Raw genomic sequence first — 26,124 nt, 5'->3', positions numbered from 1 at the left:
GGTTGCGCGCCGGCATGCGTATTATCCAATACAAATCTTGTTTAAATAATTTCTCTCGAAGGCGGAAGACCGCGTGAGCACCGGTACAACCCATGTTTCAAGCGCGTCCTGGGCAGATCTGCTGCACGGGACCAATGCCCTGCGCTCCATCGCGCTGGCAGGCGGGGTGGCGCTGCACGCCATCAACGTCTACATCGTCACCACCATTCTGCCCAGCGTCATCAAGGACATCGGCGGACTGGAGTACTACGCCTGGAACACCACGCTGTTCGTCGTGACCTCCATCGTCGGGTCGGCGCTGTCGGCCAGGCTGATCGAAACGCTGGGGCCACGCGCGGCCTACCTGCTTGCCGTCGCGGTGTTCACCGCCGGTTCCGTGGTGTGCGCGCTGGCGCCGAGCATGCCTGCGCTGCTGACGGGACGCAGCATCCAGGGCCTGGGCGGCGGCATCCTGTTTGCGCTCAGCTATGCCCTGATCCGCCTGGTCTTCGAGGCGCCGCTCTGGTCGCGCGCAATGGCCCTGGTGTCCGGCATGTGGGGCGTCGCCACCTTGTGCGGCCCCGCCATCGGCGGGGTCTTCGCCCAGACCGGGCACTGGCGGCTGGCGTTCTGGGCCTTGCTGCCCGTGGCCGCCGCCCTGGCGGCGATCGTGGCCCTCAAGGTCGGCGGCAAGGAATCGGTTCCGCCCTCCCGCCCGAGTCCGCTGCCCGTGACCACGCTGGGCCTGCTGGTGGCCAGCGTGCTGGCAATCACGCTGGCCAGCCTGTCGACCGACCTGCGCTGGAATCTGGCGGGCATTGCCGCCGGACTGGCCATCGCCGCGCTGATCGCGGCGGTGGACCAGCGCGCCGCGAAGCGGCTGCTGCCCACCGGCGCCTACTCGATCGCCACGCCGCTGGGCGCGCTGTACGCGGTGATGTGCCTGGTGGTGGCCGCCATCACCACCGAAATCTTCGTGCCGTATTTCCTGCAGGTCATCCATGGCATGACGCCGCTGGCGGCCGGCTACATGACCGCGGCCATGGCGGCGGGCTGGACCCTGGCCGCCATGCCCAGCGCCACCCGCAGCGGCCCGGCCGCGAATTTCCTGGTGCGCCTGAGCCCCATCGTGATCCTGGCCGCGCTGGCCGCCCTGGCCTATATGACGCCGCGCACGGCGCAACTGCAGTCCTATCCGGGGTTGGCGCTCTATGTGCTGGCATTGGCCGGCGTGGGCTTCGGCATCGGCCTGAGCTGGCCGCACCTGCTGACACGCATCTTCACCGCGGCGCCTGCCGGCGAAGAAACCTTGACCTCCTCGTCCATCACCACGGTGCAGCTCTATGCAACGGCCTTGACGGCGGCGCTGGCTGGCGTCATCACCAACAGCGCGGGCCTGGCGGACCCCGGCGGCGTCGCGGGCGCGCAGCATGCCGCGCAATGGCTGTTCGCCGCATTCGCGCTGGCGCCAGCCGGCGCCCTGCTGCTGCTCGGGCGGATCACCCGCGGCCACGCGCAGGACGCCATCCAGAAATAGCAGCCAGCCGTGCCGGTCCGTACCCACCAAAGGCGGTATGGATGGCCCGGGCCGCTTTTGCTACGCTGGACTCTATCTGCAAGGGGTCCTGGCAATGATCAACAGAATCCGCGTGCTGACCGTCCAGCCGTCGTCGTTCTCGGCGCGTTTCGCGTTCCTGGGCATCGCCCTGCGCTGGACACTGGGCGCAACGCCCCGCCCGAGCCGGTTGCTGATCGGGCCGCACGACCTCGAACCGGTGGGCTCCGAGGCAGCCTTCTGGCAATTCGCCTTGCGCCATGCCGCAACCGGCCGGTCCTTCCTGGTGACGCGCGGCGACCGCTGGGACCTGGCGGCGTCCGTGGACGGCGACGAAGTGAGGGCTTTCGGCCGCAAGTTCGCTTTGCGACAATGCCTGTTCTGATTCGGCCGGCGCGGACGCCTTGCGCGCCGGCCTGCCCTGAAAGGAACAGCCATATCAACGCCTGACACCACCGTCATCCATATCAACGGCCCGATCAACAGCGGCAAGTCCACGGTCGGAGCGGCCTTGGCCGCCCTGTTGCCCGCTGTGCGCTTCATCGACGGCGATGATCACGACGCCCCCAGCCATCTGCCATACACCGAGCAGTGGGCGCTGGCGCTGGCCCGCCTCACCAGGCTGATCGCCCAGGCGCAGGAGCGCTATCTGGTCATCGCCTACCCCTTGGAGCAGGATAGCTACGAGCAAATCCTGGCGGCGTGCCGACAACGCGGCGCGCGCTTGCGCGTAGTGACCCTGGCCCCCACGCTCACGGCCGCCCAATCGGACAGGGGCGGCCGCATCTTGACGGATTGGGAGCGGCAGCGCATCGCGCAGATGTACCTCGAAGGCTATGCCGCGCGTCCCTTCAGCGACCTGGTGCTGGACACCTCGGCCACGGACGCGCAAGCCAGCGCCTGCCTGATTGCGCAATGGCTCGCGCGCTAGCCTAGCGCGCCGGCTGGCGCTGGTATTGGGCATCCGGCGCGCGGCCGCGCAGCAACGACTCCGGATGCGCTTGCAGATAGTCCGACAGTTCCCGCAGCGAGCGGGCCGCCCGCGACAATTCCTGCAAGACCGCGTTGGCATTGACCGGCAGGCCGGCGTCGGGGCTCAGCACCCCGCCTACAGCGGCCAAGGACTTGCTGGCCTGGCGCAGCATGGCTTGCGCCTCGGGCGCCAGGCGCGTATCCAGCCGCTTCATCAGGCTGGAAGTGGCGCGCAGCAATTGGCCCAGATCGGCGCCCAAGCCTTCGAACGGCACCCTGTCGAGCTTGGTAAGGATGCTGTTGATCTGCTGCTGCAACTGGTCCAGGTTGTTCGGCACGGTGGGAATGAACGGTTCTTCCTCCATCGTGAACGCCACCGGCTTGGCGTCCGGGAACACCGCCAAGGCGACGTACAGCTGGCCCGTCAGCAGGTTGCCGATGCGCAGCTGCGCGCGCAAGCCGTGCTGGATCAACGCGGCCAGCAGCTTGCCGTTGGGATGCTGCAGCGTCGAACCCGAGTATTCCTTGATTTCCTCGACCGTCTGCGCGCCCAGGCGCTCGGGATAGACGGTGGCTCCGACCAGCGCGTAGAACTGCTTGATCGCCGGGTCGAACTCCAGGCGGATCGAGTCCACCTGGCCGATGGCCGCGCCATACGCGTCGATGGGCGCGCCGACCACCAGCCCCCGGACCGACTGGTCAAAACGCATGCGGATGTGCAGCGGCATGCCATCCGGTTGCGCGCGGGCCGCCCCTTCCGACGGGAAGATGGTGAACTCGGCATCGGCCTTGGCCACCACGTGCGCGTGCTGCTCGATGGTGTCGAATGCGACGCCCCCCACGATCACGGACAGCAGCGACTGCGAACGCACCTGCAGGCCGCGCGCGTCGACGCTGAAATCCACGCCGCTGGCGTTCCAGAAGCGCGTGGCGCTATTGACGTATTCGTCATTGGGCGCATCGATGAACACCTGCACGTTGACGCCCTCGCCGCTGCTGTCCAGGTGATAGGCCACCACCTGCCCCACGGCAATGCGCCGGAAGTAGACGGGTGAGCCTATGTCCAGCGAGCCCAGGTCGCGGGCCTTGAGGGTGTAGCGCTTGCCGGCCCGGTCCTGCTGCACCTCGGGCGGCGTTTCCAGGCCGACGAAGCTGTACTTGGTGGCGCGGCTTTCTCCTTCCTGGCGGAACCGGTCGGAGGGGTCCACGCCGATGTAGGCGCCGGAGAACAGGGTGCTCAGGCCGGACACGCCGCTCAGGGTCAGCCTGGGCCGCACCACCCAGAACATCGTCCCTTCCTGCAGCAGGCTGCCGGCGTCCTTGTTGATGCGCACGGTCGCAACAATGCCCGACCGGTCCGAGTTCAGGGCCACGCGCTCGACCACGCCGACCACGACATCCTTGTAGCGGACCTGGGTCTTGCCGGCCTCCAGCCCTTCGGCGGTCTGGAAGCTGATGGTGGCGGTGGGGCCGGCCTGCATCCAGACGCGCACTACCAGCGCCAGTCCGCCCACGGCTGCGATGAGAGGCACCAGCCAGATCCAGGACAGGCGACGCCTCTTACGGCTTGCGGCAGGCGTGCTGGCAACGGCGGACCCAGGTTCAGGCATGGGAGATGTCCCCTGTTGTACGCATTGGACTCGAGGGCAGAACGCTTTCAAGAATCGCGCCCGCACGACCAGCGCGCAAGTAAGGGTATTCCCGAAATGGACGCGCCGGGCAGAAATGCGCGCCGCCCGATTCACGAGTAGGATAAGGCCCCCAAAAGCAGCAACAGGAAGTACCCGTGACCATCGAAATCCGTCCCGCCGTCGCCTCGGACGCGGCCCAGATCCATGCCTTCATCACCGAGCTGGCAGTGTACGAACGCGCCGCCCATGAAGTGATCGCCAGCCCCCAGGATGTCGAGCGCACCCTGTTCGCCGAGAACGCGCCGGCCAAGGCCCTGATGTGCCTGCTGGACGGCAAGCCCATCGGCTACGCCGTCTACTTCTACAGCTACTCGACCTGGCTGGGCAAGAACGGGATCTATCTGGAAGACCTGTACGTCACGCCGGAGCAGCGCGGCATCGGCGCGGGCCGCGACCTGTTGCGCCATCTGGCGCAAGAGGCGGTGGCCAACGGCTGCGGCCGGCTGGAATGGAGCGTGCTGGACTGGAACACGCCTGCCATCGATTTCTACAAGTCGATCGGCGCGTTGCCGCAGGATGAATGGGTGCGCTACCGGATGGCCGGAGACGCCCTGCTCAATTTCGCGCAGGGCCGGCGCTAGGCGCCGCCAGCCGGCCTGGCCGGATCAGAATTCCGGCAGATCGAAAAGCGTGTAAAGGGTCGAGCTGGGAACCGGCGCGGACGCGAGGTGTTCGCGTCCGTCGTCATCCACCAGCACGCGCACCGGCCGCAGCGCCACGCTCATGCCATCCTGGCTGATGGCGGTTTCGACTTCCACGCCGTCCTTGATGGCCTCGATGACCTCGGATGCCGCCGCCGTCACCGGCTCGGTGACCCAGCCGGGGATGCCGCGTTCGGCCTGGCCCCAACGCACATAGGCCACGTGCCCGCTGACGGGTTCCTTTCGGACGGCGACGATCACATACAAAGACATCCAGGCCTCCCCAATGGTTGGCCCGGATCGTATAACAACTTTACGCAGCCGTTATGACCGCGGGATTCAGGGTTCGATGTCGATAGGGGCAAAGGACTTCACCAGGTCGTCCAGCATCTTCAACTGGGTCAGGAAGGGCTCCAGCTTGTCCAGCGGCAAGGCGCTGGGACCGTCGCACTTCGCGTTCTTGGGATCGGGGTGGGCTTCCAGGAACAGGCCGGCCAACCCCACGGCCATGCCCGCGCGCGCCAGTTCGGCCACCTGCTCGCGGCGGCCGCCTGATGCCGCATCCAGCGCCGAGCGCTGCTGCAAGGCATGCGTGACGTCGAAAATGAGCGGCCTGTTGCCGGACACTTTCTTCATCACGCCAAACCCTAGCATGTCTACAACGAGATTGTCATAGCCGAAGCAGGTGCCGCGGTCGCACAGGATGAGCTTGTCGTTGCCGGCCTCGGTGAACTTCTCGACGATGTTCAGCATCTGCGTCGGGCTGAGGAACTGCGGCTTCTTGATGTTGATGATGCGCTGCGTCTTGGCCAGCGCCACCACCAGGTCCGTTTGCCGCGCCAGGAAGGCCGGCAGCTGCAGGATGTCGACGACCTCGGCCACGGCCGCGGCCTGCCAGGGCTCATGCACGTCGGTGATGACGGGCACGCCGAATTCCTTCTTGACCGCCTCGAAGATCTTCATGCCCTCTTCCAGTCCCGGGCCGCGATAGGAATGGATGGACGAGCGGTTGGCCTTGTCGAAGGAGGCCTTGAAGACGTACGGGATGCCCAGCTTGCGGGTGACGCGCTGGTATTCCTCGCAGGCGCGCAGCGCCAGTTCCTTCGATTCCAGCACGTTGATGCCGCCGAACAGCACGAAGGGGCGATCGTTCGCGCAGCTGATCGAGGAGGAGATAAACACTTCAGGGGCGGTCATGATGGGTACATCCTGTGGAAGTAAGGCAGTGATAGTGCGTAATGTACAACCTGCCCGGCCCGGCTTTCACTACCCGCCCTTGCCGCGCGCTCCTCAGCGGCTGGAGAGCATGCGGCGCAGCACGCCATCGCGCAGGACATAGTGGTGGAACAGCCCGGCCAAGGCATGCAGCAGCGCCAGCGCGATGATGCACCAGGCCACGGTATCGTGCAGTCCGCCAATGAAGCGGCGCTGCTCATGGTCGATGGCGATCAACGTGGGCACATCGAACAGGCCGAAGAAAGCAAACGGCTCGCCCTGCGCCCAGCGGAAAAGAAAGCCCAGCACGATCTGCGTCGCCATCAACAGGTACAGCAATCCGTGTACGCCCGTACTAGCCACGCGCAGCCAGCCCGTGGCGGCCGGCGACAGGCGCCTGCCCGCCGTGAGGCGCCAGATGGCGCGCAGCACGAACACGGCGGCAAACACCAGGCCGAACGATATATGCAGGTGCTGCAGCAAACGCCGCGTGGGCGTGCCGCGCGGCAGGAAGTCCCAGATCTCGGCCAGCGCGAACAGGCCCACCACCAGCGCCGCCGTCAGCCAATGGAACGCGATGGTGACGCGGTCATAGTGCGCAAGGCCGGTGGACGCGGCGGGGGTAATCGTTGTGGTCACGGAATACGCTCATCTTCCTGGAATGGGAGTGCAAGCGTATTGAGATCGGACTTACGGCGTCCTGATTCCGACCGGCCTCAGGCGTTGCCGGTGTCGGAGGTCCATCTGGCCGAGTAGGTCTGCGGCAACAGGCTGAGGCTGCCCACCAGTTGTTCCACCCGCTCGTCTTCCTGGCGCATGGAATAGACCACCGCCGTCACCTCGGAGCGGCCGCCGTCGCGCTGCTGGCTTTCCACGCCGCGCAGGCGCAGGCTGTGCTTGCCCAAGGCATTCAGCAATTCCGCCCGCACCATGGCTTCGTCCGTGGAGGCGCAGGTCAAGGCGATGTTGTAGTAGCGCTCTTCGGTTTCCGCGTCGGGCACGTAGCGGTCCATCAGCCTGGCGCCGCGCCGCAGCAGCACATTGGTGACCAGGATCAGCGCCGTGACCGCGCTGGCTTCGGCCAGGAAGCCATAGCCGGCAAGCACCCCTACGGCGCCGGTAGCCCAGATAGTGGCGGCCGCGCTCAGGCCGCGTATGGTCAGGCCGTCGCGCATGATCAGGCCCGCGCCCAGGAAGCCGATGCCGGTCACGACCTGGCTGCCCAGGCGCATGTCGTTGCCGGCGTCCAGCAGCGCGGGCAAGGCGGTATAGGCGGCCGCGCCCAGCGAGACCAGCGCATGCGTGACCACGCCGGCATAGTTCTGCCGCCATTGGCGCTCGGCGCCGATGGCGGCGCCGAGCAGCATGGCCAGCACAAGATTGATGGCTATTGAAAATTCGTTCATGGGACCAGGATCAGAGACTTGGCCCCATTATCGCCCGGCGCAACGCCTGGCCTAGCTACGCTCCTGGGCGGGATCGCTGACCAGCCGGTAGGCGATGGCGCCGACGATCGCCCCGACGATGGGCGCGACCCAGAACAGCCACAGCTGCTCCAACGCCCAGCCGCCCACGAACAGCGCGGGGCCGGTGGAACGGGCCGGATTGACCGAGGTGTTCGTCACCGGAATGCTGATCAGGTGGATGAGCGTCAACGCCAGTCCGATGGGAATCGCCGCGAAGCCGGCCGGCGCGCGCTTGCTGGTCGCCCCCAGGATCACGAAGATGAAGCCCGCCGTCAGCACGACTTCCGTCACCAGGGCCGACACCATCGAGTACTTGCCCGGCGAATAGGCGCCGTAGCCGTTGGCCGCGAAATGGCTGCCCTTCAGGTCGAAACCCAGCTTGCCGCTGGCGATGCAGGCCAGCACCGCCGCGGCAACGATCGCGCCCAGGACCTGGGCAATGACGTAAGGCAGGATTTCCTTGGCCGGAAAACGGCCGCCCGCCACCAGGCCCACCGTGACGGCCGGGTTGAAATGCCCGCCGGAAATATGGCCGACCGCGAACGCCATCGTCAGCACGGTCAGGCCGAAGGCCAGCGCCACGCCAGCAAAACCGATGCCTAGTTCCGGGAAACCGGCGGCCAGCACCGCGGCGCCGCAGCCCCCCAAAACCAGCCAGAACGTGCCAAAGAACTCAGCGCCGCAACGCTTAGAAAGCGGATACATGTCGACTCCCCGAAAAACGAAAATGCCACGGTATCGCGGGGCGGCAACGACGACTTTAAAGCAATGCAAATCTTGACAATTCTTGAACGCAGCCGGACGCGGCCCCCCCTGCCGCAACCACGGTAACGGCGTCCGATGGACTCGGGGATCGTCCGGACCGGCTAGACGGAAAGGCGCACGCCGCACGGGCACGGACGATGCAGGCCGTGCCGGGCCGCGCATCCGGCGCTTTGGCCCGCGCCCCGGAACGAGCGCGCCTAGCCGTGCACGGGAGTGCAGAGCTCCACCAACGTTCCGTCCGGACAGCGCACATAGGACACGACCTGCCCCCAGGGCTTGGAGACAGGCGCGCTCATTTCCGTGGCGCCCGCCGCAAGCGCGCGGGCATGCGCCGCGGCCACATCGTCCGTCACGAAAGCCACTTCCATGCCCAGCGGCTCGGCCGACGCCGAAGCCGCTACATGGCCGCCGCCGAAATTGGAGCCGGCCAGTTCATGCGCCGCGAACGACAGCGTGGTTTCGCCGGTGTCCAGTTCGCCGTAGGTCTGGGACTCGTGCAGAAAACGCCTGGCGAAACCGAATGCCTGTTCAAAGAAGGACAGCGATGCGGCGACGTCCGGTACGTAGATGATGGTGTATCCGAATTTCATGGTTCGTCCTGATCGTGGGAAATGGCGCAGTGGCCGGCGCGCGCGCCGGAGGCGCATGATTGGATTGAACCAGATTACTGTTCATTTATCCAGTATTTAGTGGCCTTGCCAGCCGACAGCCTGATCCCTGCCTAGGCCGCCTCTTGGTGCAGCCCGCCGCTGGACCACCGGTCCACGTCGCGGATCAGATACAGCAGGAACTTGGTGTAAGCCACATCCAGCGCCTGCACCCAGGCGGAGTTGTCGTGGCGGGCGCAGGACGCGCGGATGGCGCAATCCAGCGTTTCCGCCAGATGGCCGACCGTGGTCCCGGACATCCGGAAGCAGATCGGCGCCTGGCAGGAATGCCGGTGGGCATGGCGCAGCGCGCTGTCGCGCGCCTGCGCCGTGGCGTGGGCATCGGCCACGTCCCGCAGCAAGCGGTTCAGGATTTCGCACCAGTCGGCCAATAGCTCATGCACGGCTCACCTCTCAGGGAACACGTCTGCGTCAGGAAAAGGAGTACTAGGCGGGGGCGTGCAGCACTGTCACCAGCACGGTCGCGTCGCGCACGGCCTGCAACGCGTGCGGTTCGTGCGCGGGCAGCGCGACGAGCTGGTTCTCGCGCAGTTGGCGCACGCCATCGCGCAATGCCACGCTAACCTCTCCGGCGATGCAGTGAATGGTGATTTCGCCCGCCACGGCATGTTGCGGCAGGCCCTTGCCGGCGGGCAGCGCCAATTGCAGCAGTTGCATGTGCGCCGTCTTCATCAGGCTGACGCTGACGACCTCCCCGTGTTCGCGATGCGGGGTGCGTATATCGATGACATCCAGAAATGCAGCGTGCTTGAGCGCCATGGAAGGCTCTCCTTATCGTGCTGTGTACGGGGCTGTTTGAGAGGCTGTTGCGATGCCGGACAGCGGCAAGCCTCCACCGAAGAGCGCGAAGATATATCAAAAATGCGCTTTAGGCACGGGAGGTTATCCCTAAGCGCGGGACGGCGCCGAAAAAAGAAAAGCCCCAAGGCATTCAATGCCTTGGGGCTTGCAGGACACTGTAGCCATGAAGCCCGATCAGTGCCTAAATAAGGTTGGTGCGAAGGAGGGGACTCGAACCCCTACACCTGTTACGGCGTCAGGACCTAAACCTGGTGCGTCTACCAATTTCGCCACCTTCGCTATAGGCCAAGCCCGCTATTGTAGCTTGCTTGTTAAAATCTTGCGTCATGAATCCGCGCCTCGATGCCCTACACCCCTATCCGTTCGAAAAACTGCGCGCTTTGCTGGCTTCGGCCAGCCAGCAGCCGGACGGTCTGACGCCCATCAATCTGTCGATCGGCGAGCCCAAACACGCCGCGCCCGCGCGCGTCGAACAGGCCATCCGCGACAGCCTCGCGGGCCTGTCCGTGTACCCGTCCACCAAGGGCGATCCGGCGCTGCGCCGGGCGATCTCGGAGTGGCTGGCGCGGCGCTACAGCATCCCTGCCCCGGACCCGGAAACGCAGGTGCTGCCGGCGCTGGGCTCGCGCGAGGCGCTGTTCGCGTTCACGCAGACCGTCATCGACCCGTCCGCAGACTCGGTGGTGATCTGCCCCAATCCCTTCTATCAGATCTACGAAGGCGCGGCGCTCCTGGCTGGCGCCACGCCCTACTTCGTCAACGCCGACCCGGTGCGCAATTTCGCCAGCGACTGGAGCCAGGTGCCCGACGAAATCTGGAAGAAGACGCGCATGGTGTTCGTCTGCTCGCCGGGCAACCCGGCAGGCAACGTCATGTCGCTGGACGAATGGGAAACGCTGTTCGAACTGTCCGACCGCCATGGTTTCGTGATCGTCTCGGACGAGTGCTATTCGGAAATCTATCTGGACGAAGGCAACCCGCCGCTGGGCGGCCTGCAGGCCGCGCGCCGCCTGGGCCGCGATACCTACCGCAACCTGGTGGCGTTCTCCAGCCTGTCCAAGCGTTCCAACGTGCCGGGCCTGCGTTCGGGCTTCGTGGCGGGCGACGCCGCGCTGATCGGCCGCTTCCTGCTGTATCGCACGTATCATGGCAGCGCCATGAGCCCCATCGTGTCCGCAGGCAGCATCGCCGCCTGGACGGACGAGGCGCACGTGAAGGACAACCGGCGCCTGTACCGCGAGAAATTCGACGCCGTCGTGCCCATCCTGCAGAAGGTGCTGGACGTGTCCCGCCCGCAGGCCTCGTTTTATCTGTGGGCGGCCACGCCGGGTTCCGATACCGCGTTCGTGCGCGACCTTTTTGGCCGTACCGGTGTTACCGTGCTGCCGGGCAGTTTCCTGGCACGCGAGGCTCACGGCGTGAATCCCGGCCAGGGCCGCATCCGCATTGCTCTGGTGGCGCCCTTGGCTGACTGCGTGCAGGCAGCCGAACGCATCGCCCATTTTGTGCATACTTCCGTTTGATCAACCTTTAAAAGCTGAGCCGCTATGACTCTCGACCTGCAGACCACCATCGAAAAAGCCTGGGACGACCGGGCCAACCTGTCGCCCACCGACGCCAGCGCCGAAGTGCGCGAAGCGGTCGAGCGCACCATCGACGGCCTGGACCTGGGCCGCCTGCGCGTGGCCGAGAAAATCAACGACGACTGGGTCGTGCACCAGTGGATCAAGAAGGCCGTGCTGCTGTCGTTCCGCCTGAACGACAACGCCATCATGGGCCAGGCCCCCCTGCAGTTCTACGACAAGGTGCCGCTCAAGTTCTCGGAATACGGTGACAACGCCTTCAAGCAAGGCGGCTACCGCGTGGTGCCGCCGGCCGTGGCCCGCCGCGGCGCCTACCTCGCCCGCAACGTGGTGCTGATGCCCTCCTACGTGAACATCGGCGCCTACGTCGACGAAGGCACCATGGTCGACACCTGGGCCACCGTCGGCTCCTGCGCCCAGATCGGCAAGAACGTGCACCTGTCGGGCGGCGTGGGCATCGGCGGCGTGCTGGAACCGCTGCAAGCCAACCCCACCATCATCGAAGACAACTGCTTCATCGGCGCCCGCTCGGAAGTCGTGGAAGGCGTGATCGTCGAAGAGAACTCGGTGCTGGCCATGGGCGTGTTCCTGTCGCAAAGCACCAAGATCTATGACCGCGCCACCGGCAAGATCACCTACGGCCGCGTGCCGTCGGGTTCGGTCGTGGTCCCGGGTTCGCTGCCGTCGGCCGACGGCTCGCACAGCCTGGCTTGCGCGGTCATCGTCAAGCGCGTCGACGCGCAGACCCGCGCCAAGACCAGCATCAACGATCTGCTGAGGGCCTGATGAGCAATTCAGCCGTACTGGATCTGGTCAAGGACCTGATCGCCCGCCCTTCGGTCACGCCGGCCGATGAAGACTGCCAGGCGACGCTGGCCGCGCGCCTGGAACGCATCGGCTTCACCTGCGAGACCATCGCCCAGGGCGGTGTCACCAACCTGTGGGCGCGCCGCGGCAGCGCGGCGCCGCTGACCGTGTTCGCCGGTCACACGGACGTGGTGCCTCCGGGTCCGCGCGAAAAGTGGGAAAGCGATCCTTTCGTTCCCACCGAGCGCGATGGCTACCTGTACGGCCGCGGGGCGGCCGACATGAAGAGCTCGATCGCCGCCTTCGTGGTGGCGGCCGAGGAATTCGTGGCGGCCCACCCGCAGCATGGCGGCTCGATCGCCCTGCTGATCACCTCCGACGAAGAAGGCCCGTCCATCGACGGCACCGCCATCGTTTGCGACGCGCTGAAGGCGCGCGGCGAACAGATGGACTATTGCATCGTCGGCGAACCCACCTCGGGCGACGTGCTGGGCGACACCTGCAAGAACGGCCGCCGCGGTTCGCTGTCGGGCAAGCTCACGGTCAAGGGCATCCAGGGCCACGTGGCCTACCCCCACCTCGCGCGCAACCCCGTGCACCAGCTGGCGCCGGCCCTGGCCGACATCGTCAGCATCGAATGGGACCAGGGCAACGAGTACTTCCCGCCCACCACGTTCCAGGTGTCGAACCTGAACTCGGGCACCGGCGCCACCAACGTGGTGCCGGGCGAGGCGGTGGCGCTGTTCAACTTCCGCTTCTCCACCGCCAGCACGCCGGAAAGCCTGCGGGCGCGCGTGCATGAAGTGCTGGACCGCCATGGCCTGGAGTACACGCTGGACTGGGAACTGGGCGGCGAGCCCTTCCTGACGCCGCGCGGTTCGTTGACGGATGCGCTGGTCTCGGCCATCCGCGACGAAACCGGCGTGACGGCAGAGCTCTCCACCACCGGTGGCACGTCCGACGGCCGTTTCATCGCCAAGATCTGCCCGCAGGTCATCGAATTCGGTCCCTGCAACGCCACGATCCACAAGGTCAACGAACGCATCGAAGTGGCCTCGCTGGATCCGTTGAAGAACATTTATCGGCGCACGCTGGAAAACCTCCTGCTGCCGCCCAAGTAAAAGCCTCACATGTATCAATCCGCCCGCCAAGAACTGCTGACCCTGCGCGACCTGATCCGCTACGGCGTGTCACGCCTGAACGCCGCCCAGGTGGCGCTGGGACATGGCAGCGACAATGCCTGGGACGAGGCGGTCTACCTGACGCTGCACGCCTTGCATCTGCCGCTGGATACGCTGGAGCCCTTTCTGGACGCCCGCGTGCTCAGCGAAGAACGCAACCGCGTGCTCGACCTGATCGACCGCCGCGTGACCGAGCGCCTGCCCGCCGCCTACCTCACCAACGAGGCCTGGCTGCGCGGCCACCGCTTCTACGTGGACCAGCGCGTCATCGTGCCGCGCTCGCCCATCGCCGAATTGCTGGACCAGGGCCTCGCGCCCTGGGTGCAGGATGCGCTGGCGGTTGAGAACGTGCTGGACATGTGCACGGGATCCGGCTGCCTGGCGATCCTGTCCGCGCTGGCCTTCCCCTATGCCCACGTGGACGCGGTCGACGTGTCGCCGGATGCGCTGGAAGTGGCGCGCCGCAACGTGGACGACTACGGTCTGACGGACCGGCTGGACCTGCACGAAAGCAATCTGTTCGACAGTCTGCCGCCGCGTCTGTACGACGTGATCATCTGCAATCCGCCCTACGTGAACAGCGGCTCCATGGACGTCCTGCCCCAGGAGTACCGCCACGAACCGCAGCTGGCGTTGGCCGGCGGCGGCGACGGCATGGACCTGGTGCGCCGCATCCTGGAAGCGGCGCCGCGCTTTCTCACGCCGGAAGGCGTGCTGGTGCTGGAGATCGGCCACGAACGCGACTTCTTCGAAGCCGCCTTCCCGCAGCTCTCGCCCGTCTGGCTGGACACGGAAGAAGCCTCCGACCAGCTTCTGCTGCTTACCCGCGAGCAACTCAGCCTGTGATACGCGCTACTGGATTGACCCTGCGCCGCGGCACCAAGGTGTTGCTGGACGGCGCTGAATTCGTCGTGCATCCGGGCGAGCGCGTGGGCATCGTCGGCAAGAACGGCGCGGGCAAGTCCTCGCTGTTCGCGCTCTTGACCGGCACGCTGGACCTGGACGCGGGCAACCTGGCCATGCCCGCCGGCTGGCGCATAGCCAGCGTCAAGCAGGAAATCGAAGCCGACGAGCGCCCGGCGCGCGAATTCGTCATCGACGGCGACACGCATCTGCGCGAGCTGCAGGCGCGCCGCGCCGAGCTGACGGACGAGCAAGGCACGCAGATCGCCGAGGTGGAAGCGGCGCTGGTGGAAGCCGGCGCCTGGAGCGCGGCCTCGCGCGCCGAGCAGCTGCTGGCCGGCCTGGGCTTCAAGCCCGCCGAATGGATGCAGCCGGTGGCGAGCTTTTCCGGCGGCTGGCGCATGCGCCTGGCCCTGGCCCGCGCGCTGATGGCGCCGTCCGAATTGCTGCTGCTGGACGAGCCCACCAACCACTTGGACCTGGACGCCATGCTGTGGCTGGAGAAATGGCTGGCGGCCTATCCCGGCACCGTCATGCTGATTTCCCACGACACCGAGTTCCTGGACGCGGTCGCCAAGTCCATCCTGCATTTCGACCACGCCAAGCTGGTACGCTACCGCGGCGGCTACGGCGACTTCCTGACGCAGCGCGCCGAGCGCCTGCGCCAGACCAATATCGCCTACGAACGCCAGACCCGCGAAGCCGCCCGGCTGCAAGGCTTCATCGACCGCTTCAAGGCCAAGGCGTCCAAGGCCAAGCAGGCGCAGAGCCGCGTCAAGGCGCTGGCGCGCATGCAGGTGCTGGCGCCCTTGCATGCCGAAGCCGGCATCGACATCCGCATCCCCTCGCCCGACCAGGTGCCGGATCCGCTGCTGACCCTGGAACATTTGTCGGCCGGCTACACGGACGCCGACGGCAACGCGGTGCCCATCCTGCGCGACGTGACGCTGATGGTGCGCGCCGGCAGCCGCGTCGGCGTGCTGGGCGCCAACGGCGCCGGCAAGAGCACGCTGATCAAGACCCTGGCCGAAGAGCTGCCGGTGCAGGCCGGCACGCGCCGCGCCTCGCGCGGGTTGGCCATCGGCTATTTCCATCAGCACCAGCTGGACATGCTGGACGTGGACAGCACGCCCATCGCCCATCTGGCGCGCCTGGCTCCCGAGACCCGCGAACAGGAGCTGCGCAACTATCTGGGCGGCTTCGGTTTTTCCGGCGACACGGTGACCAGCAAGGTCGGTCCCATGTCCGGCGGCGAAAAGGCGCGCCTGGCGCTGTCCCTGATCGTCTGGCAAAAGCCCAACCTGCTTCTGCTGGACGAACCCAGCAACCACCTGGACGTGGAAACGCGCGAAGCCCTGGCCGCCGCGCTGGCGGACTTCGGCGGCAGCATGCTGCTGGTGTCGCATGACCGGCATCTGCTGCGCACCACCGTGGACAGCTTCTGGATCGTGGCCGACGGCGCGGTACAGGAGTTCGACGGCGACCTGGAGGACTACCGCGACTGGCTCGCCGCCCGCAACGCCGGCGAACGCGCGGAAGCCGCGCGCGAGAACGCCGCAGGCAACGAACCGGTGGTGGACCGCAAGGCCCAGCGCCGCGCCGAAGCCGAACAGCGCCAGCGCCTGTCCGCGCTGCGCAAGCCGCTGGAATCCAGGCTCGCCAAGGTCGAGACCGAGATGGAGAAGCTGCGCGCCAAGCTGCATGCGCTGGACGCCGTCATCGCCGACCCGGACCTGTACTCGGATGCTCGCCGCGCCGAACGCCAAAAGGTCATGGCCGAGCATGGCGAGCACGGCAAGCGCATGGACGAGCTGGAAGAGCAGTGGCTGGAAATCCAGGGTTCCCTGGAAGAGATCGAACAGTCCGAGGCCTGACGGCCTGCGGCGGGCGCCCTGCCCGCCGCCGCTTCCTTCACGCCCTTCTTATCTAGAAATAGAAATCGTTATCATTTATACTCTGCCGCGAATTTGACTCTATCTGGCGCCCGGCGCCGGCGACATGTCTACGCTCACGGAAGTATTTCTCCGCCATTACCGAGAGGTGCTGGGTTTCCTCTCCCTGCGCACCGGCTCGCGCGACGTCGCACAGGACTGCGCGCAGGACACCTGGATCAAACTGGCGGAATTCAAGGACAGGACGCGTCCCGACAACGACCGCGCCTACGTCTTCCGCGTGGCCGCCAATATCGCTACCGACTGGCACCGGCGCCGCAGCCGCGAACAGATCGCCACCGCCGACTACGCCGCTTCGCGCCCTACCCTGCACGAGCCCGACACCCTGGACGTGGCTGCCGCGCGGCAGATGCTGCGCAGGCTGGAAGCCGCGCTGCTGACCCAGCCGCGTCGCAGCCTTGACGTGTTCGTGCTGCACCGGCACGAGGGCCTGAGCTACCGCGCCATTGCCGAGCGTTTTGCGATTTCTGTCAGCGCGGTGGAAAAGCACATGATGCGTATCCTGCTGGCCTGCGACCAGGCGCTGGCGTCCTGAGCATGGCCGCCCCCAAGACCGGCAGCGCCCAGGAAGAAGCGTCGCGCTGGGTCGTGCGCCACAGCGGCCAGGGCATGGATGCGCAAGCTCAGGCGGAGTTCGAAGCCTGGTACCGCGCCGACGCCAGCCACGCCGACGCCTATGAACGGCTGGCGCGCCTGTGGCGGCGCATGGGCGAAATCGATCGCGGCAAGCTGGCGCCGCGGCGCACGCGCAAGCGCGGCGCGGCGGCGGCGCTGGCCGTGCTGGCGGCCTGGCCGGCCTGGCAACTGCTGCGCGCCACCCATCCCGGCGCGGACTACACGACCGGCGCCGAAGTGCGCCGCCTGGCCCTGCCCGACGGCTCCAGCGCCACCTTGGACGCGGACTCGGCCATCGCCATCGATTTCGCGCCAGGCAAGCGCGAAGTACGGCTCCTGGCCGGACGTGCGCTGTTCGCGGCCGCGCCGCGCGCGCCCGGCGGTCCGGACTTCACGGTAGTGACGCCGGACGCGTCCGCAGCCGCGCTCGGCACCCGCTATGTCGTGGCGCGCGAGGCCGACGGCACGCGCGTGGCAGTGTACGAACATCGCGTCGCAGTCCATTGCCTGGTCTGCCAGGGTGACGCCGTCTTGGTGTTGGACGCGGGCCAGGAAGCCGCCGTGTCGGCGACGGGCATCGCCCGCCTCGCCACCGCGCAGGAACCGGCGCCGGACTGGAGCCAGGGCCTGCTGGCTTTCAACAATGTCGCATTGCCCCAGGCTGCGGCGCGGCTCTCCCGCTATGGCGGCAAGCACATCCTGGTGCTGGGCGACACCGCCAGGCGTTTGCACGTGTCGGGCACAGCCAGCATCGGCGATCCCAAGCGTGCGCTGGAACTGCTGCTGGCGCAGACCAAGGTCGGCATTACCGAACTGCCCGGCCTGTTGATCTTGCGTTAGAGCCGTTTGCTAATCAGTAAATGAGAATCGATATAAATTATTCATCGGCAATCCACTGAGGTAATCCGTACCTGCACACGTCCTACGGCTGACATCAACACCCGCTTGGACGCATTCATGCTGTTTCTCCACTTCAACCGGCGCGCGCGCCGGTCTGGCGCTACGGCGACGCTGCTCGCCGCCGCGTTGCTCACGGCCTCGCCGGCCCCTGCTCAGCCCGCCGCGCCCGTTGCCTATGACCTGCCGGCCCAACCCCTGGGCGACGCCTTGCTCGCGTTGGGCCGGCAAGCCGGCCTGGAGATCTCGTTTCCGCCGGCGGCGGTAGCGGGCAAGACCTCCCCGCCGCTGCACGGAGAGTATTCGCCACTGCTCGCGCTGAACCACCTGCTGGCGGGGTCCGGGCTGGCACTACGCGCGGACGGTCCCGGACGCTACATCGTCTACGTGGACAAGACCAACCAGTTTTCCGCCCTGCGCCTGGACGCCGTGCGGGTCTACGGCGAACAGGTCGGCGAGCGCATCTATACCCGCGAGGACATCGCCGAGACGCCCAGTTCCAACCGCGACCTCAGCACGCTGGTGGCGACGCATCCGGCGGTGCGCACCAATCCGGGCGCGGCCGGCTCGCAGAACCGCGGCTCACTCAACGTGGAAGACATTTCCTTCCACGGCTCCAGCCCCTACCAGAACCTGTTCCAGCTCGACGGCATGGACGCGACCAACCGCGTGAATCCGGCCAGCAAGAATCTGAACCTGCAGGTCGGCAACGTGCCCAGCAACCCACAGTCGTACTTCGTGGACACGAGCCTGCTGGAGGAAGTCCGCGTGCACGACAGCTTCGTGCCGGTGGAGTACGGTGGCTTCACCGGCGGCGTGGTGGACGCGAGATTGCGCCGGTTCTCGGGCGAAAACCGCGTTAACCTCGACTACCGCTGGAACACCTCCAAGATGACGCGGCAGCAAGTCGCCGAGGGCGAAGAGAACAATTGGGCCAAGGGCAAACCGGGTTACTCGCCCGAATGGAAGAAGCGTTTCTATTCGGCCGTGGGCGATCTGGCCTTCAATGAAAAATCGGGCGCGGTGCTGGCCATGTCGCGGCGCGAATCGGACATCACACGCTGGAACATGGGCGTGGATGACAAGGGGCAGCCGACCCCGGGCCAGGATGCCTACCGCGACCGCATTGACAACTTCCTGGGCAAGTTCAGCGTGCGCGCCAGCGCCGATACCACGGCCGACCTGACGCTGAAGTACAGCGACCGCAGCGAAACCCTGGCCAGCGACCTGTTCCGGCACACGCGCTGGGACAACAACCATGGCGCGCGCGGTATCGGCGCCAACGTGGATCACTATTTCAAGGGGGGACGCCTGGCATTGCAGGCGGGCTGGGACCGGTCGCTGAGCAACCGCGAATCCATCGGCGACGAACTCGTGACCTTCCGGCCCTACCGGCTGCCGCAGTACACGGCCGGCGGCTTCGGCAAGGAACAGACGCGGCAGGACACCTGGACGCTGAAGGGCCGCGTCGACCTGGATCCGGTACGGACGGGCGTGTTCACGCACATTCCGTACGCGGGGGCCGAACTGAACCGGCTCCAGGCGAACTTCGAGCGTTTCCAGGAAAGCCATTCCTACCAGCGGGCCTATAACCGCGATGGCAGCTATCGCGACTACAGCAAAGTCCGTTACCTGCCCGGCACCGTGGACGTGAACTACGACATGGCCAGCCTGTACCTATCGGACCGCATCGAGTGGGAACGGCTGGCCTTGGACGCCGGCCTGCGTTACGACCGCGAAACTTTCCTGGGCAGCAACAACGTGTCGCCGCGCACGCGGCTGGACTGGGACATGTTCGGATCGGGCGACACCCTGCTCAGCGCCGGATGGTCGCGCTATTACGGCTCCAGCGTGCTGGAAACCGCGCTTGAAGCGGAAAGAAGCCGCCTGCGGCGCCAGGTGCTGGACAAGAACGGCAACCCCGTGGCGGACGGCGGCAAGGAGTACTACGTGGAGTACAAGGGGCTGCGCATGCCCTATGACGACGAATGGGCGATCTCGCTGCGCCAGCGCATGGCCGGCATGGAAGGCGTGCTGAGCTACGTACGCCGCAACGGCCGCGACCAGTGGACCAAGACCGGCACCGAAAAGGACGGCTACCGCTACACCAACGAAGGCCTGTCCACCACCGACGGCGTCAGCCTGTCGCTACGCACACTGGAGCCCTGGCGCCTGGGCGAAACGCGCTGGAACATGCAGGCAAGCTGGAGCTGGCAGAAACGCAAGACCAACGCGGACCTGGTCGAAGGCTACAACGGCGACGCGCGCGACCCCGACGAATACGTGATCTACAACGGCTCGCGCCTGCGCGCCATCGACCTGCCGCCAAGCTCCTTCTACCAGCCGCAGATCGCCACGCTCAGCCTGACCGGCGCGTGGCCGCGCACAGGCCTGACCTGGAGCAACATGGTGAACTGGCGCAGCAAGCGCGACGCCACCATCTACGTGGGACTGGGTCCGCGGCCCGATTATCTGGAGCGTTTCGAATCCGGCGAGATCCCGTCCTATTGGACCTGGGACACCAAGCTTTCCTGGAATCCCACGTTCGCGCGCAGCCTGGAATTCACGGTCGAAGTCCTGAATGTGCTGGACCGCAGGCCCGCCGTGACGGCCAGCAATCCGAACGTCAAGACCAACCGCAGTACCTATCAGACGGGACGGGAGCTATGGCTGCAAGTCGGTTACCGCTTCTGATCCTGGGCGCGGCGCTGGCGCTGGCGGCGTCCGCGTCCCACGCCGATGCAGACGCCCAGGACGATCAGACCGCCTGCCGCACGTCCACGGGCTGGAACGCCGCCTGCCTGCGCCCGCACTACGCTGGGCCGCCCTCGACCTGGCCTGCGCCCACGATCGATCCTGGCGTGGACTGGCGCGAATGGGGGCCGGCGCCGCCGGCCTCCAGTCCGCCCCTGGCCTGGACCGCGGCCAATGCCGGCCAGGCAGAACTTGCCGCAGACGTTGCGCGTCCGGCGGTGGTGACGCTGGGGCAGATGCTGTTCTTCGATACCCGGCTGTCGCGCAAGGGGCAGGTGTCGTGCGCCTCCTGTCATCTGCCGCAGCGCGCCTTCACCGACGGCCTGGCGCTGGCCGTGGGCGAAGACAAGCTGATGGGCAGGCGGCGCTCCACGCCGCTGTATGCGGCGCCGTTCGCGCCCCGGTTGTTCTGGGACGGACGCGCCGCCAGCCTGAAGGAGCAGGTGCTGGGCCCCATCCACGATCCCCGCGAAATGAACCATGATGCCGATGGCGCCGTGGCGCGGCTGCTGGCGGCCGCCCCGTACCCGGCGCAGTTCCTGCAGGCGTTCGGCGCGGCGCCGGCCGCTCGGCCGCCAGTGGATGCCGACCGCCTGGCGCGCGCGCTGGCCGCCTATGTCGCGACGCTGCGGCCCGAGCCCACGCGCTTCGACACATTCCTGGATGGGCAATCCGACGCCCTGGACGATGCCGAGCTGATCGGCATGCACCTGTTCCGCACCCAGGCGCGCTGCATGAACTGCCACAGCGGCGCGATGCTGACCGACCACCAGTTCCACAACATCGGCCTGTCCTTCTATGGCCGCCGCAACCAGGATCTGGGACGCTACGAAGCGACGCGCGATCCCGCCGATCTGGGCAAGTTCCGCACGCCCAGCCTGCGCAATGTGTCGCGCGCCGGACCGTGGATGCACAACGGCCTGTTTCCCGACCTGAAGGGCCTGCTGCGGATGTACAACGCCGGCATGGGCCGCGACCCCGAGCCCAGCGATCCGCCCGACCCCTATGCGCCGCGCAAGTCCGAACACATCCGGCCGCTTGCGTTGAGCGCGGACGAGATCGACGCCTTGCTGGCGTTCATGCGGGTCTTGTAGGAAAGGAAGAGGCGGCGCGCGGCGGCTCGCTGATGCAAGCTGCCGCGCGCCGCCGGCCTGGCATTACGAGTAGGGGCGCTCGCGCAGGCGGGTGTGGTGGTCGACCACGGTGTCGATCACTTCGCGCAGGATGGTTTCGGCAAGCGCGGGCGGCACGCCCGCCTCTTGCGCCAGGCGGCGGATGCGCGCGACCTGCTGCTCCTCGCGCTTGGGATCCACCAGGTCCATGCCCAGCTCGCGCTTGAGCTCGCCGATCATGTCCGTGCAGCGGAACCGCACGCCCAGCAGCAGCATGATCTGCTGGTCGATTTCATCGACCTCGGCGCGCAGCGACGCCAACTCGGCTTTGGAAGTATCGTTGTCGGCCATGAGTATCAACCCTGAACAATGTCGAGTTTGGCGATGCCCAGCGCCAAGGTCTTGGCGCCCACGTCGCGGAACTGGATTTCAGCCTGGGCGTCCTGCCCTGCTCCGCTCAAGCCGATGATCGTGCCCTCGCCGAACCGCGCGTGGTGCACGCCCTGACCTACACGATACTGCTTGTCGCCCACCGTGACGCCGGTGGTGACGCTGCGCGCTTGACGCGGCGCAATGGTATTGGTGGGCTTGCGGCCGAAAGCGTCGCCGCGATTGCCGCCGCCCCAGCCAGCGCCCGTGCCGCCGACCTGGGCCAGGCCGGCCTTGGGCGACAGCCACTTCAGGTGCTGTTCGGGGATTTCTTCCAGGAAGCGCGAACGCATCGCGTAGCGCGTCTGGCCGTGCAGCATCCGGCTTTGCGCCAGGCTGATGTACAGACGCTGGCGCGCGCGCGTGATGGCCACATACATGAGGCGGCGCTCTTCTTCCAGTCCGGAAGCTTCCAGGACGCTGTTCTCGTGCGGGAACAGCCCCTCTTCCAGGCCGGTGATGAAAACCGCGTCGAACTCCAGGCCCTTGGCGGCGTGCACGGTCATGAGCTGGACGGCGTCCTGGCCTTGCTGGGCCTGGTTGTCGCCCGCTTCCAGCGCTGCGTGCGACAAGAATGCCGCCAGCGGGGTCAGACCGTCGGACGCCACGACCGGCGCGTCGACCACGCCCGCGTTCAGCGTGGAGGCCGTGTCCTGTTCGGGCACCACGCCGGCAGGCATGCCGTCGTAGTTTTCCTCGGACGCGAACACCGCCGCGGCGGTGACCAGTTCGCTCAGGTTTTCCAGGCGCTCGGCGCCTTCGCGTTCGGCCTTGTAGTGCGCGTTCAGGCCGCTGGCCTCGAGCATATGCTCAACCATTTCCGGCAGCGGCAGGTCGCGGGTCTCTTCGATCAGGCGATGGATGAGTTGCGCGAACTGCGCCAGGTTGGAGCCGCCCTTGCCGGGCACCAGGGCCACGGCCGCGTACAGGCTGGTGTCGTGCGCGCGCGCGGCGTCGCCCAATTGCTCCAGCGTGCGCGCGCCGATGCCGCGCGTGGGAAAGTTGACGACCCGCATCCACGAGGTGTCGTCGTGCGGGTTGGCCATCAGGCGCAGGTAGGCCAGCGCGTGCTTGATTTCCTGGCGCTCGAAAAAGCGCAAACCGCCGTACACCTTATAGGGAATGCCGGCGGAAAAGATGGCGTGTTCCAGCACGCGCGACTGCGCGTTGCTGCGGTAGAGCACGGCGATCTCGCGGCGCAGGCTGCCTTCGCGGATCAGCGAACGGATTTCGTCCACGATCCACTGCGCTTCCATGCCGTCGGACGGCTGCTCGATGACGCGCACCGGCTCGCCGTCGCCCTGCTCGGTCCAGAGATTCTTGCCCAGGCGGCCGGTGTTGTGGCCGATCAGCGCGTTGGCCGAATCCAGGATGTGGCCGAAGGAACGGTAGTTCTGCTCCAGGCGGATCACGGTGCCGCGCGCATAGTCGCGCTCGAAGTCGGCCATGTTGCCGACGTTGGCGCCGCGGAAGGCATAAATCGACTGGTCGTCGTCGCCCACCGCGAAGATCGCGGCGCCGCCGCCGGCCAACAGGCGCAGCCACTTATACTGCAGCGTGTTGGTGTCCTGGAACTCGTCGACCAGGATATGGCGGAAACGGCGCTGATAGTGCTCGCGCACCGGCGCATTGCGCGACAGCAGTTCGTAGGCGCGCAGCAGCAGCTCGGCGAAGTCCACCACGCCCTCGCGCAGGCACTGGGCCTCGTAGAGCTGGTAGATCTCGATCAGGCGGCGGCGATGGGCGTCATAGGCTTCCACGTCGGCGGGACGCAGGCCCTCTTCCTTGGCGCCGTTGATGAAGCGCTGCACATCGCGGGGAGGATACTTTTCGTCGTCGACGCCGTTGGCCTTCATCAGGCGCTTGATCGCCGCGAGCTGGTCGGTGACGTCCAGGATCTGGAAGCTTTGCGGCAGGCCGGCATCGCGGTGATGCGCGCGCAGCATGCGGTTGCACAGACCGTGGAAGGTGCCGATCCACAGGCCGCGCGTGTCGATCGGCAGGATGGCCGACATGCGCGCAAGCATTTCGCGCGCCGCCTTGTTGGTGAACGTGACCGCCAGCAGCCCAAAAGGCGAGGCCTGGCCGGTTTGAATCAGCCAGGCCATGCGGGTGGTGAGCACCCGGGTCTTGCCGCTGCCCGCCCCGGCCAGGACCAGGGCGTGCTGCGGTTCTAACGTTACTGCGGCGCGTTGTTCAGGATTGAGCTTCTCTAGCATCATGCCGCGTAGCGGCGCAGACGTTGAGCGAATTGCTCGAGCCCGGCGATGCCGCTTTGCTGGGCGCGCTGGCACCAGGCCTGCAGGTCATGAAGAAGCTGTTCGCTGCTGGCGCTGGAGCTTTCCCAGATGCGGCCGAGTTCGCGGCGCATCTGCACCAGCGTGGCCAGCGACTTGTTGCGGGCAATGGCTTGATCCACGGCGGCAACCTGTTCGGGCTGGAGGATGTCCTCGTTGCGGTGGATGGCGCGGCGCACGCTGTGCAGCTTGGTCCAGTCGCACTCGGCGCTGTCCTTGTTGCGCGAATCCTTCAGCTTGGCCAGCTCTTCACGGGCGGCGCTCTTGATCACGTCCGCATAGCGGGCCATGACTTCGTAGCGGTGCGTGATCACGCCCTGCAGGGTGCGCAGGTCGATGCCGGTCTTGCTGTCGTCCAGCTTCAGCTTGGGCGCAACCTTCTTGATCTTGGCCAGGCCGAAGAACTTCAGGATGTTGATGTAGCACCAGCCGATGTCGAACTCGTACCACTTGGCCGAGAACTTGGCCGACGTGCCGTGGGCGTGATGGTTGTTGTGCAGCTCTTCGCCGCCGATCACGATGCCCCAGGGGAACACGTTGGTGCTGGTGTCCGGGCTGTTGTAGTTGCGGTAGCCCCAGTAGTGGCCGATGCCGTTGACGACGCCGGCGGCCCAGAAGGGGATCCAGGCCATCTGCACGGCCCACACGGTGACGCCGATGGCGCCGAACAGGGCGATGTCGATGGCGAGCATGGTCAGCACGCCCCACAGGCTGTGCTTGCTGTAGACGTTGCGCTCGAGCCAGTCGTCAGGCGTGCCGTGGCCGAACTTGGCCATGGTTTCCTTGTTGTTCGATTCTTCGCGGTACAGTTCCGCGCCGCGGAACAGCACCTTCCAGATGCCGAACAGGATGGGCGAATGGGGATCGCCTTCCTTTTCGCACTTGGCGTGGTGCTTGCGGTGAATGGCCACCCATTCCTTGGTGACCATGCCGGTCGTCATCCAGAGCCAGAAACGGAAGAAGTGCATGACGGCCGGATGCAGATCCAGACCACGGTGCGCTTGGCTGCGATGGAGAAAGACCGTGACCGACACAATCGTGATGTGCGTCACAACCAGAGTGAACACGACAACCTGCCACCAAGTGGCTTGGGTCAGACCGCCGGCAATGAAGGAAAGGATGTAATCCATAAAGCTGTAAGGAGCCTCGCTAGAGAAGTGCCTGGAGTTTAGCTTACCTTGGCTGACTTATGACAAGGTAGTTTCAAAATAGTTTTTGAGCGAAATCAAGGACTAAGCCCCGGTTTTTCAGGGCAAAAAGCCACTCTCGCAACCAAAAACGCAGGTTGCGAGGCCGAGCCTTGCGGCACGCGGCGCTAGGGCCGTCCTCCCCAGGGTAGGTGGGGGGCATACGCGAAGGCGCAAGGTTTGGGCTCGATTTCACCGTTAAAGTTCCTGTCAGCTTGGCGTCCGGTCTTGAAGCGGACTTGCGGCTGGCGCACACTGCGGGTGCTTTACCGACCAAACTGTCTCTTTTGTCCCACTGATGTTGCTGAAAAAAATCCGTCCCCAATTTTTTTACGCCCTGGCTGCGCTGGGAACCGCCCTGCCCGCCGCCGTTTCCGCGCAAACGCTGAAATCAGGCGACGTCGCCGTGCTGGCCTCGTACTACGAGATCCGCGGATCGGACTGCCTGGCGCTGCGCGCGCCGCGCGTGTCGCTCACCATGACGCCGCGCCTGGGCAAGGCCAACATCATGCAGACGCGGGGCCAGTCCAGCGATGCCGGGCGTTGCGCCTACCAGACCGTGCCGGTGTCCCAGGTGGTCTACCAGGCTGACCAGGCGGGCAATGACAGCCTGGCCTGGGAAGTGAAGTACCAGAACAAGACCCTGGGCACGCG

26 protein-coding genes and 1 tRNA gene are annotated in these 26,124 nt (G+C 66.3%); 14 read left to right on the top strand and 13 right to left on the bottom strand.

The genetic code is table 11. The features are described from left to right. Window positions 1-73 precede the first annotated feature (73 nt). The 3 genes from N5C88_RS16815 to N5C88_RS16805 all read left to right on the top strand — a co-directional run bounded on the left by N5C88_RS16815 (window position 74) and on the right by N5C88_RS16805 (window position 2,465). Window positions 74-1,516 carry an MFS transporter gene (locus N5C88_RS16815; RefSeq protein ID WP_280015826.1) on the top strand — a complete coding sequence of 481 codons (1,443 nt, stop codon included), beginning with the start codon at window positions 74-76 and terminating at the stop codon, window positions 1,514-1,516. Between the two features lie 94 nt (window positions 1,517-1,610). Further along, window positions 1,611-1,919: a hypothetical protein gene (locus tag N5C88_RS16810; RefSeq protein ID WP_059373681.1), complete on the top strand. Its 309-nt coding sequence runs from the start codon at window positions 1,611-1,613 to the stop codon at window positions 1,917-1,919. Window positions 1,920-2,045: 126 nt separating this feature from the next. Further along, window positions 2,046-2,465, top strand: a complete 420-nt coding sequence (locus N5C88_RS16805) for a shikimate kinase (RefSeq protein ID WP_347881400.1) — start codon at window positions 2,046-2,048, stop codon at window positions 2,463-2,465. A gap of 1 nt (window position 2,466) precedes the next feature. Here the strand turns inward: N5C88_RS16805 and N5C88_RS16800 are convergent, their stop codons facing one another. Further along, a complete protein-coding gene (locus tag N5C88_RS16800) occupies window positions 2,467-4,116 on the bottom strand; it encodes an MlaD family protein (protein ID WP_059373598.1) in 1,650 nt (549 codons plus the stop codon). Between the two features lie 176 nt (window positions 4,117-4,292). Here N5C88_RS16800 and N5C88_RS16795 point away from each other — a divergent pair, with 176 nt between their 5' ends. Next, on the top strand, window positions 4,293-4,778 hold the full coding sequence (locus N5C88_RS16795; RefSeq protein WP_118932699.1) for a GNAT family N-acetyltransferase: 486 nt from the start codon (window positions 4,293-4,295) through the stop codon (window positions 4,776-4,778). Between the two features lie 24 nt (window positions 4,779-4,802). On the opposite strand, the gene N5C88_RS16790 is transcribed toward N5C88_RS16795, so the two are convergent. The 9 genes from N5C88_RS16790 to N5C88_RS16750 all read right to left on the bottom strand — a co-directional run bounded on the left by N5C88_RS16790 (window position 4,803) and on the right by N5C88_RS16750 (window position 10,032). Continuing rightward, window positions 4,803-5,111: a hypothetical protein gene (locus tag N5C88_RS16790; protein ID WP_059373603.1), complete on the bottom strand. Its 309-nt coding sequence runs from the start codon at window positions 5,109-5,111 to the stop codon at window positions 4,803-4,805. 66 nt (window positions 5,112-5,177) lie between these two features. Then, complete coding sequence (kdsA, locus tag N5C88_RS16785; RefSeq protein WP_118932700.1) at window positions 5,178-6,035, bottom strand: 3-deoxy-8-phosphooctulonate synthase; 858 nt, start codon at window positions 6,033-6,035, stop codon at window positions 5,178-5,180. Window positions 6,036-6,128: 93 nt separating this feature from the next. Further along, window positions 6,129-6,692, bottom strand: a complete 564-nt coding sequence (locus tag N5C88_RS16780) for a cytochrome b (RefSeq protein WP_280015825.1) — start codon at window positions 6,690-6,692, stop codon at window positions 6,129-6,131. A gap of 77 nt (window positions 6,693-6,769) precedes the next feature. Then, window positions 6,770-7,459, bottom strand: coding sequence for an MgtC/SapB family protein (locus tag N5C88_RS16775; RefSeq protein ID WP_059373609.1), 690 nt, complete (start codon window positions 7,457-7,459; stop codon window positions 6,770-6,772). A gap of 51 nt (window positions 7,460-7,510) precedes the next feature. Next, complete coding sequence (gene aqpZ, locus N5C88_RS16770; protein WP_054456051.1) at window positions 7,511-8,224, bottom strand: aquaporin Z; 714 nt, start codon at window positions 8,222-8,224, stop codon at window positions 7,511-7,513. A 257-nt stretch (window positions 8,225-8,481) separates the two neighbouring features. Beyond that, entirely contained in the window at window positions 8,482-8,874 is a 393-nt protein-coding gene (locus N5C88_RS16765) for a VOC family protein (protein ID WP_059373611.1), read from the bottom strand. A 131-nt stretch (window positions 8,875-9,005) separates the two neighbouring features. Next, entirely contained in the window at window positions 9,006-9,335 is a 330-nt protein-coding gene (locus tag N5C88_RS16760) for a hypothetical protein (protein ID WP_124260363.1), read from the bottom strand. 43 nt (window positions 9,336-9,378) lie between these two features. After that, window positions 9,379-9,711 (bottom strand): AraC family ligand binding domain-containing protein, encoded by a 333-nt coding sequence (locus N5C88_RS16755; protein WP_280015824.1) that lies wholly within the window; start codon window positions 9,709-9,711, stop codon window positions 9,379-9,381. A 234-nt stretch (window positions 9,712-9,945) separates the two neighbouring features. Next, window positions 9,946-10,032 (bottom strand) — tRNA-Leu (locus N5C88_RS16750). 47 nt (window positions 10,033-10,079) lie between these two features. Here N5C88_RS16750 and dapC point away from each other — a divergent pair. The 9 genes from dapC (at window position 10,080) to N5C88_RS16705 (ending at window position 21,539) form a co-directional block, all read left to right on the top strand. Next, the gene (gene dapC / locus N5C88_RS16745) at window positions 10,080-11,276 is read left to right on the top strand and encodes a succinyldiaminopimelate transaminase (RefSeq protein WP_280015823.1); all 1,197 of its coding nucleotides are present in this window, start codon (window positions 10,080-10,082) and stop codon (window positions 11,274-11,276) included. 24 nt (window positions 11,277-11,300) lie between these two features. Next, window positions 11,301-12,122, top strand: coding sequence for a 2,3,4,5-tetrahydropyridine-2,6-dicarboxylate N-succinyltransferase (dapD, locus tag N5C88_RS16740; protein ID WP_013394697.1), 822 nt, complete (start codon window positions 11,301-11,303; stop codon window positions 12,120-12,122). Then, window positions 12,122-13,264: a succinyl-diaminopimelate desuccinylase gene (gene dapE, locus N5C88_RS16735; RefSeq protein WP_059373625.1), complete on the top strand. Its 1,143-nt coding sequence runs from the start codon at window positions 12,122-12,124 to the stop codon at window positions 13,262-13,264. Before dapD ends, dapE begins: the two co-directional genes overlap by 1 nt. A 9-nt stretch (window positions 13,265-13,273) precedes the next feature. Continuing rightward, the gene (gene prmB / locus N5C88_RS16730) at window positions 13,274-14,170 is read left to right on the top strand and encodes a 50S ribosomal protein L3 N(5)-glutamine methyltransferase (RefSeq protein ID WP_280015822.1); all 897 of its coding nucleotides are present in this window, start codon (window positions 13,274-13,276) and stop codon (window positions 14,168-14,170) included. Continuing rightward, window positions 14,167-16,101, top strand: coding sequence for an ATP-binding cassette domain-containing protein (locus N5C88_RS16725; protein WP_251881627.1), 1,935 nt, complete (start codon window positions 14,167-14,169; stop codon window positions 16,099-16,101). Before prmB ends, N5C88_RS16725 begins: the two co-directional genes overlap by 4 nt. Before the next feature lie 124 nt (window positions 16,102-16,225). Then, window positions 16,226-16,714, top strand: a complete 489-nt coding sequence (locus tag N5C88_RS16720; RefSeq protein ID WP_118932706.1) for a sigma-70 family RNA polymerase sigma factor — start codon at window positions 16,226-16,228, stop codon at window positions 16,712-16,714. Window positions 16,715-16,716: 2 nt separating this feature from the next. Next, a complete protein-coding gene (locus tag N5C88_RS16715) occupies window positions 16,717-17,634 on the top strand; it encodes a FecR domain-containing protein (protein WP_280015821.1) in 918 nt (305 codons plus the stop codon). Between the two features lie 117 nt (window positions 17,635-17,751). Continuing rightward, window positions 17,752-20,385 (top strand): TonB-dependent receptor, encoded by a 2,634-nt coding sequence (locus N5C88_RS16710; RefSeq protein ID WP_280015820.1) that lies wholly within the window; start codon window positions 17,752-17,754, stop codon window positions 20,383-20,385. Then, complete coding sequence (locus N5C88_RS16705) at window positions 20,358-21,539, top strand: cytochrome c peroxidase (protein ID WP_280015819.1); 1,182 nt, start codon at window positions 20,358-20,360, stop codon at window positions 21,537-21,539. The genes N5C88_RS16710 and N5C88_RS16705 overlap by 28 nt, the downstream gene beginning before the upstream one ends. Before the next feature lie 63 nt (window positions 21,540-21,602). On the opposite strand, the gene N5C88_RS16700 is transcribed toward N5C88_RS16705, so the two are convergent. The 3 genes from N5C88_RS16700 to N5C88_RS16690 are packed head-to-tail and all read right to left on the bottom strand — an operon-like array spanning window position 21,603 to window position 25,413. Next, entirely contained in the window at window positions 21,603-21,908 is a 306-nt protein-coding gene (locus tag N5C88_RS16700; protein ID WP_118935078.1) for a chorismate mutase, read from the bottom strand. A gap of 5 nt (window positions 21,909-21,913) precedes the next feature. After that, the gene (locus tag N5C88_RS16695) at window positions 21,914-24,208 is read right to left on the bottom strand and encodes a UvrD-helicase domain-containing protein (protein WP_059373632.1); all 2,295 of its coding nucleotides are present in this window, start codon (window positions 24,206-24,208) and stop codon (window positions 21,914-21,916) included. Continuing rightward, on the bottom strand, window positions 24,205-25,413 hold the full coding sequence (locus N5C88_RS16690; RefSeq protein ID WP_054456025.1) for a fatty acid desaturase: 1,209 nt from the start codon (window positions 25,411-25,413) through the stop codon (window positions 24,205-24,207). The genes N5C88_RS16695 and N5C88_RS16690 overlap by 4 nt, the downstream gene beginning before the upstream one ends. Before the next feature lie 355 nt (window positions 25,414-25,768). On the opposite strand from N5C88_RS16690, the gene N5C88_RS16685 reads away from it, so the two are divergent. After that, a partial coding sequence (locus tag N5C88_RS16685) for a hypothetical protein (protein WP_280015818.1) occupies window positions 25,769-26,124 on the top strand: 356 nt, incomplete at its 3' end.

Origin of the sequence: Achromobacter sp. GD03932 (assembly GCF_029839485.1) — a bacterium.
Lineage (GTDB): Bacteria > Pseudomonadota > Gammaproteobacteria > Burkholderiales > Burkholderiaceae_B > Achromobacter > Achromobacter bronchisepticus_A.
Note: the sequence above shows the minus strand (reverse complement) of the source record. Positions and strands in the feature narration are given on the sequence as shown.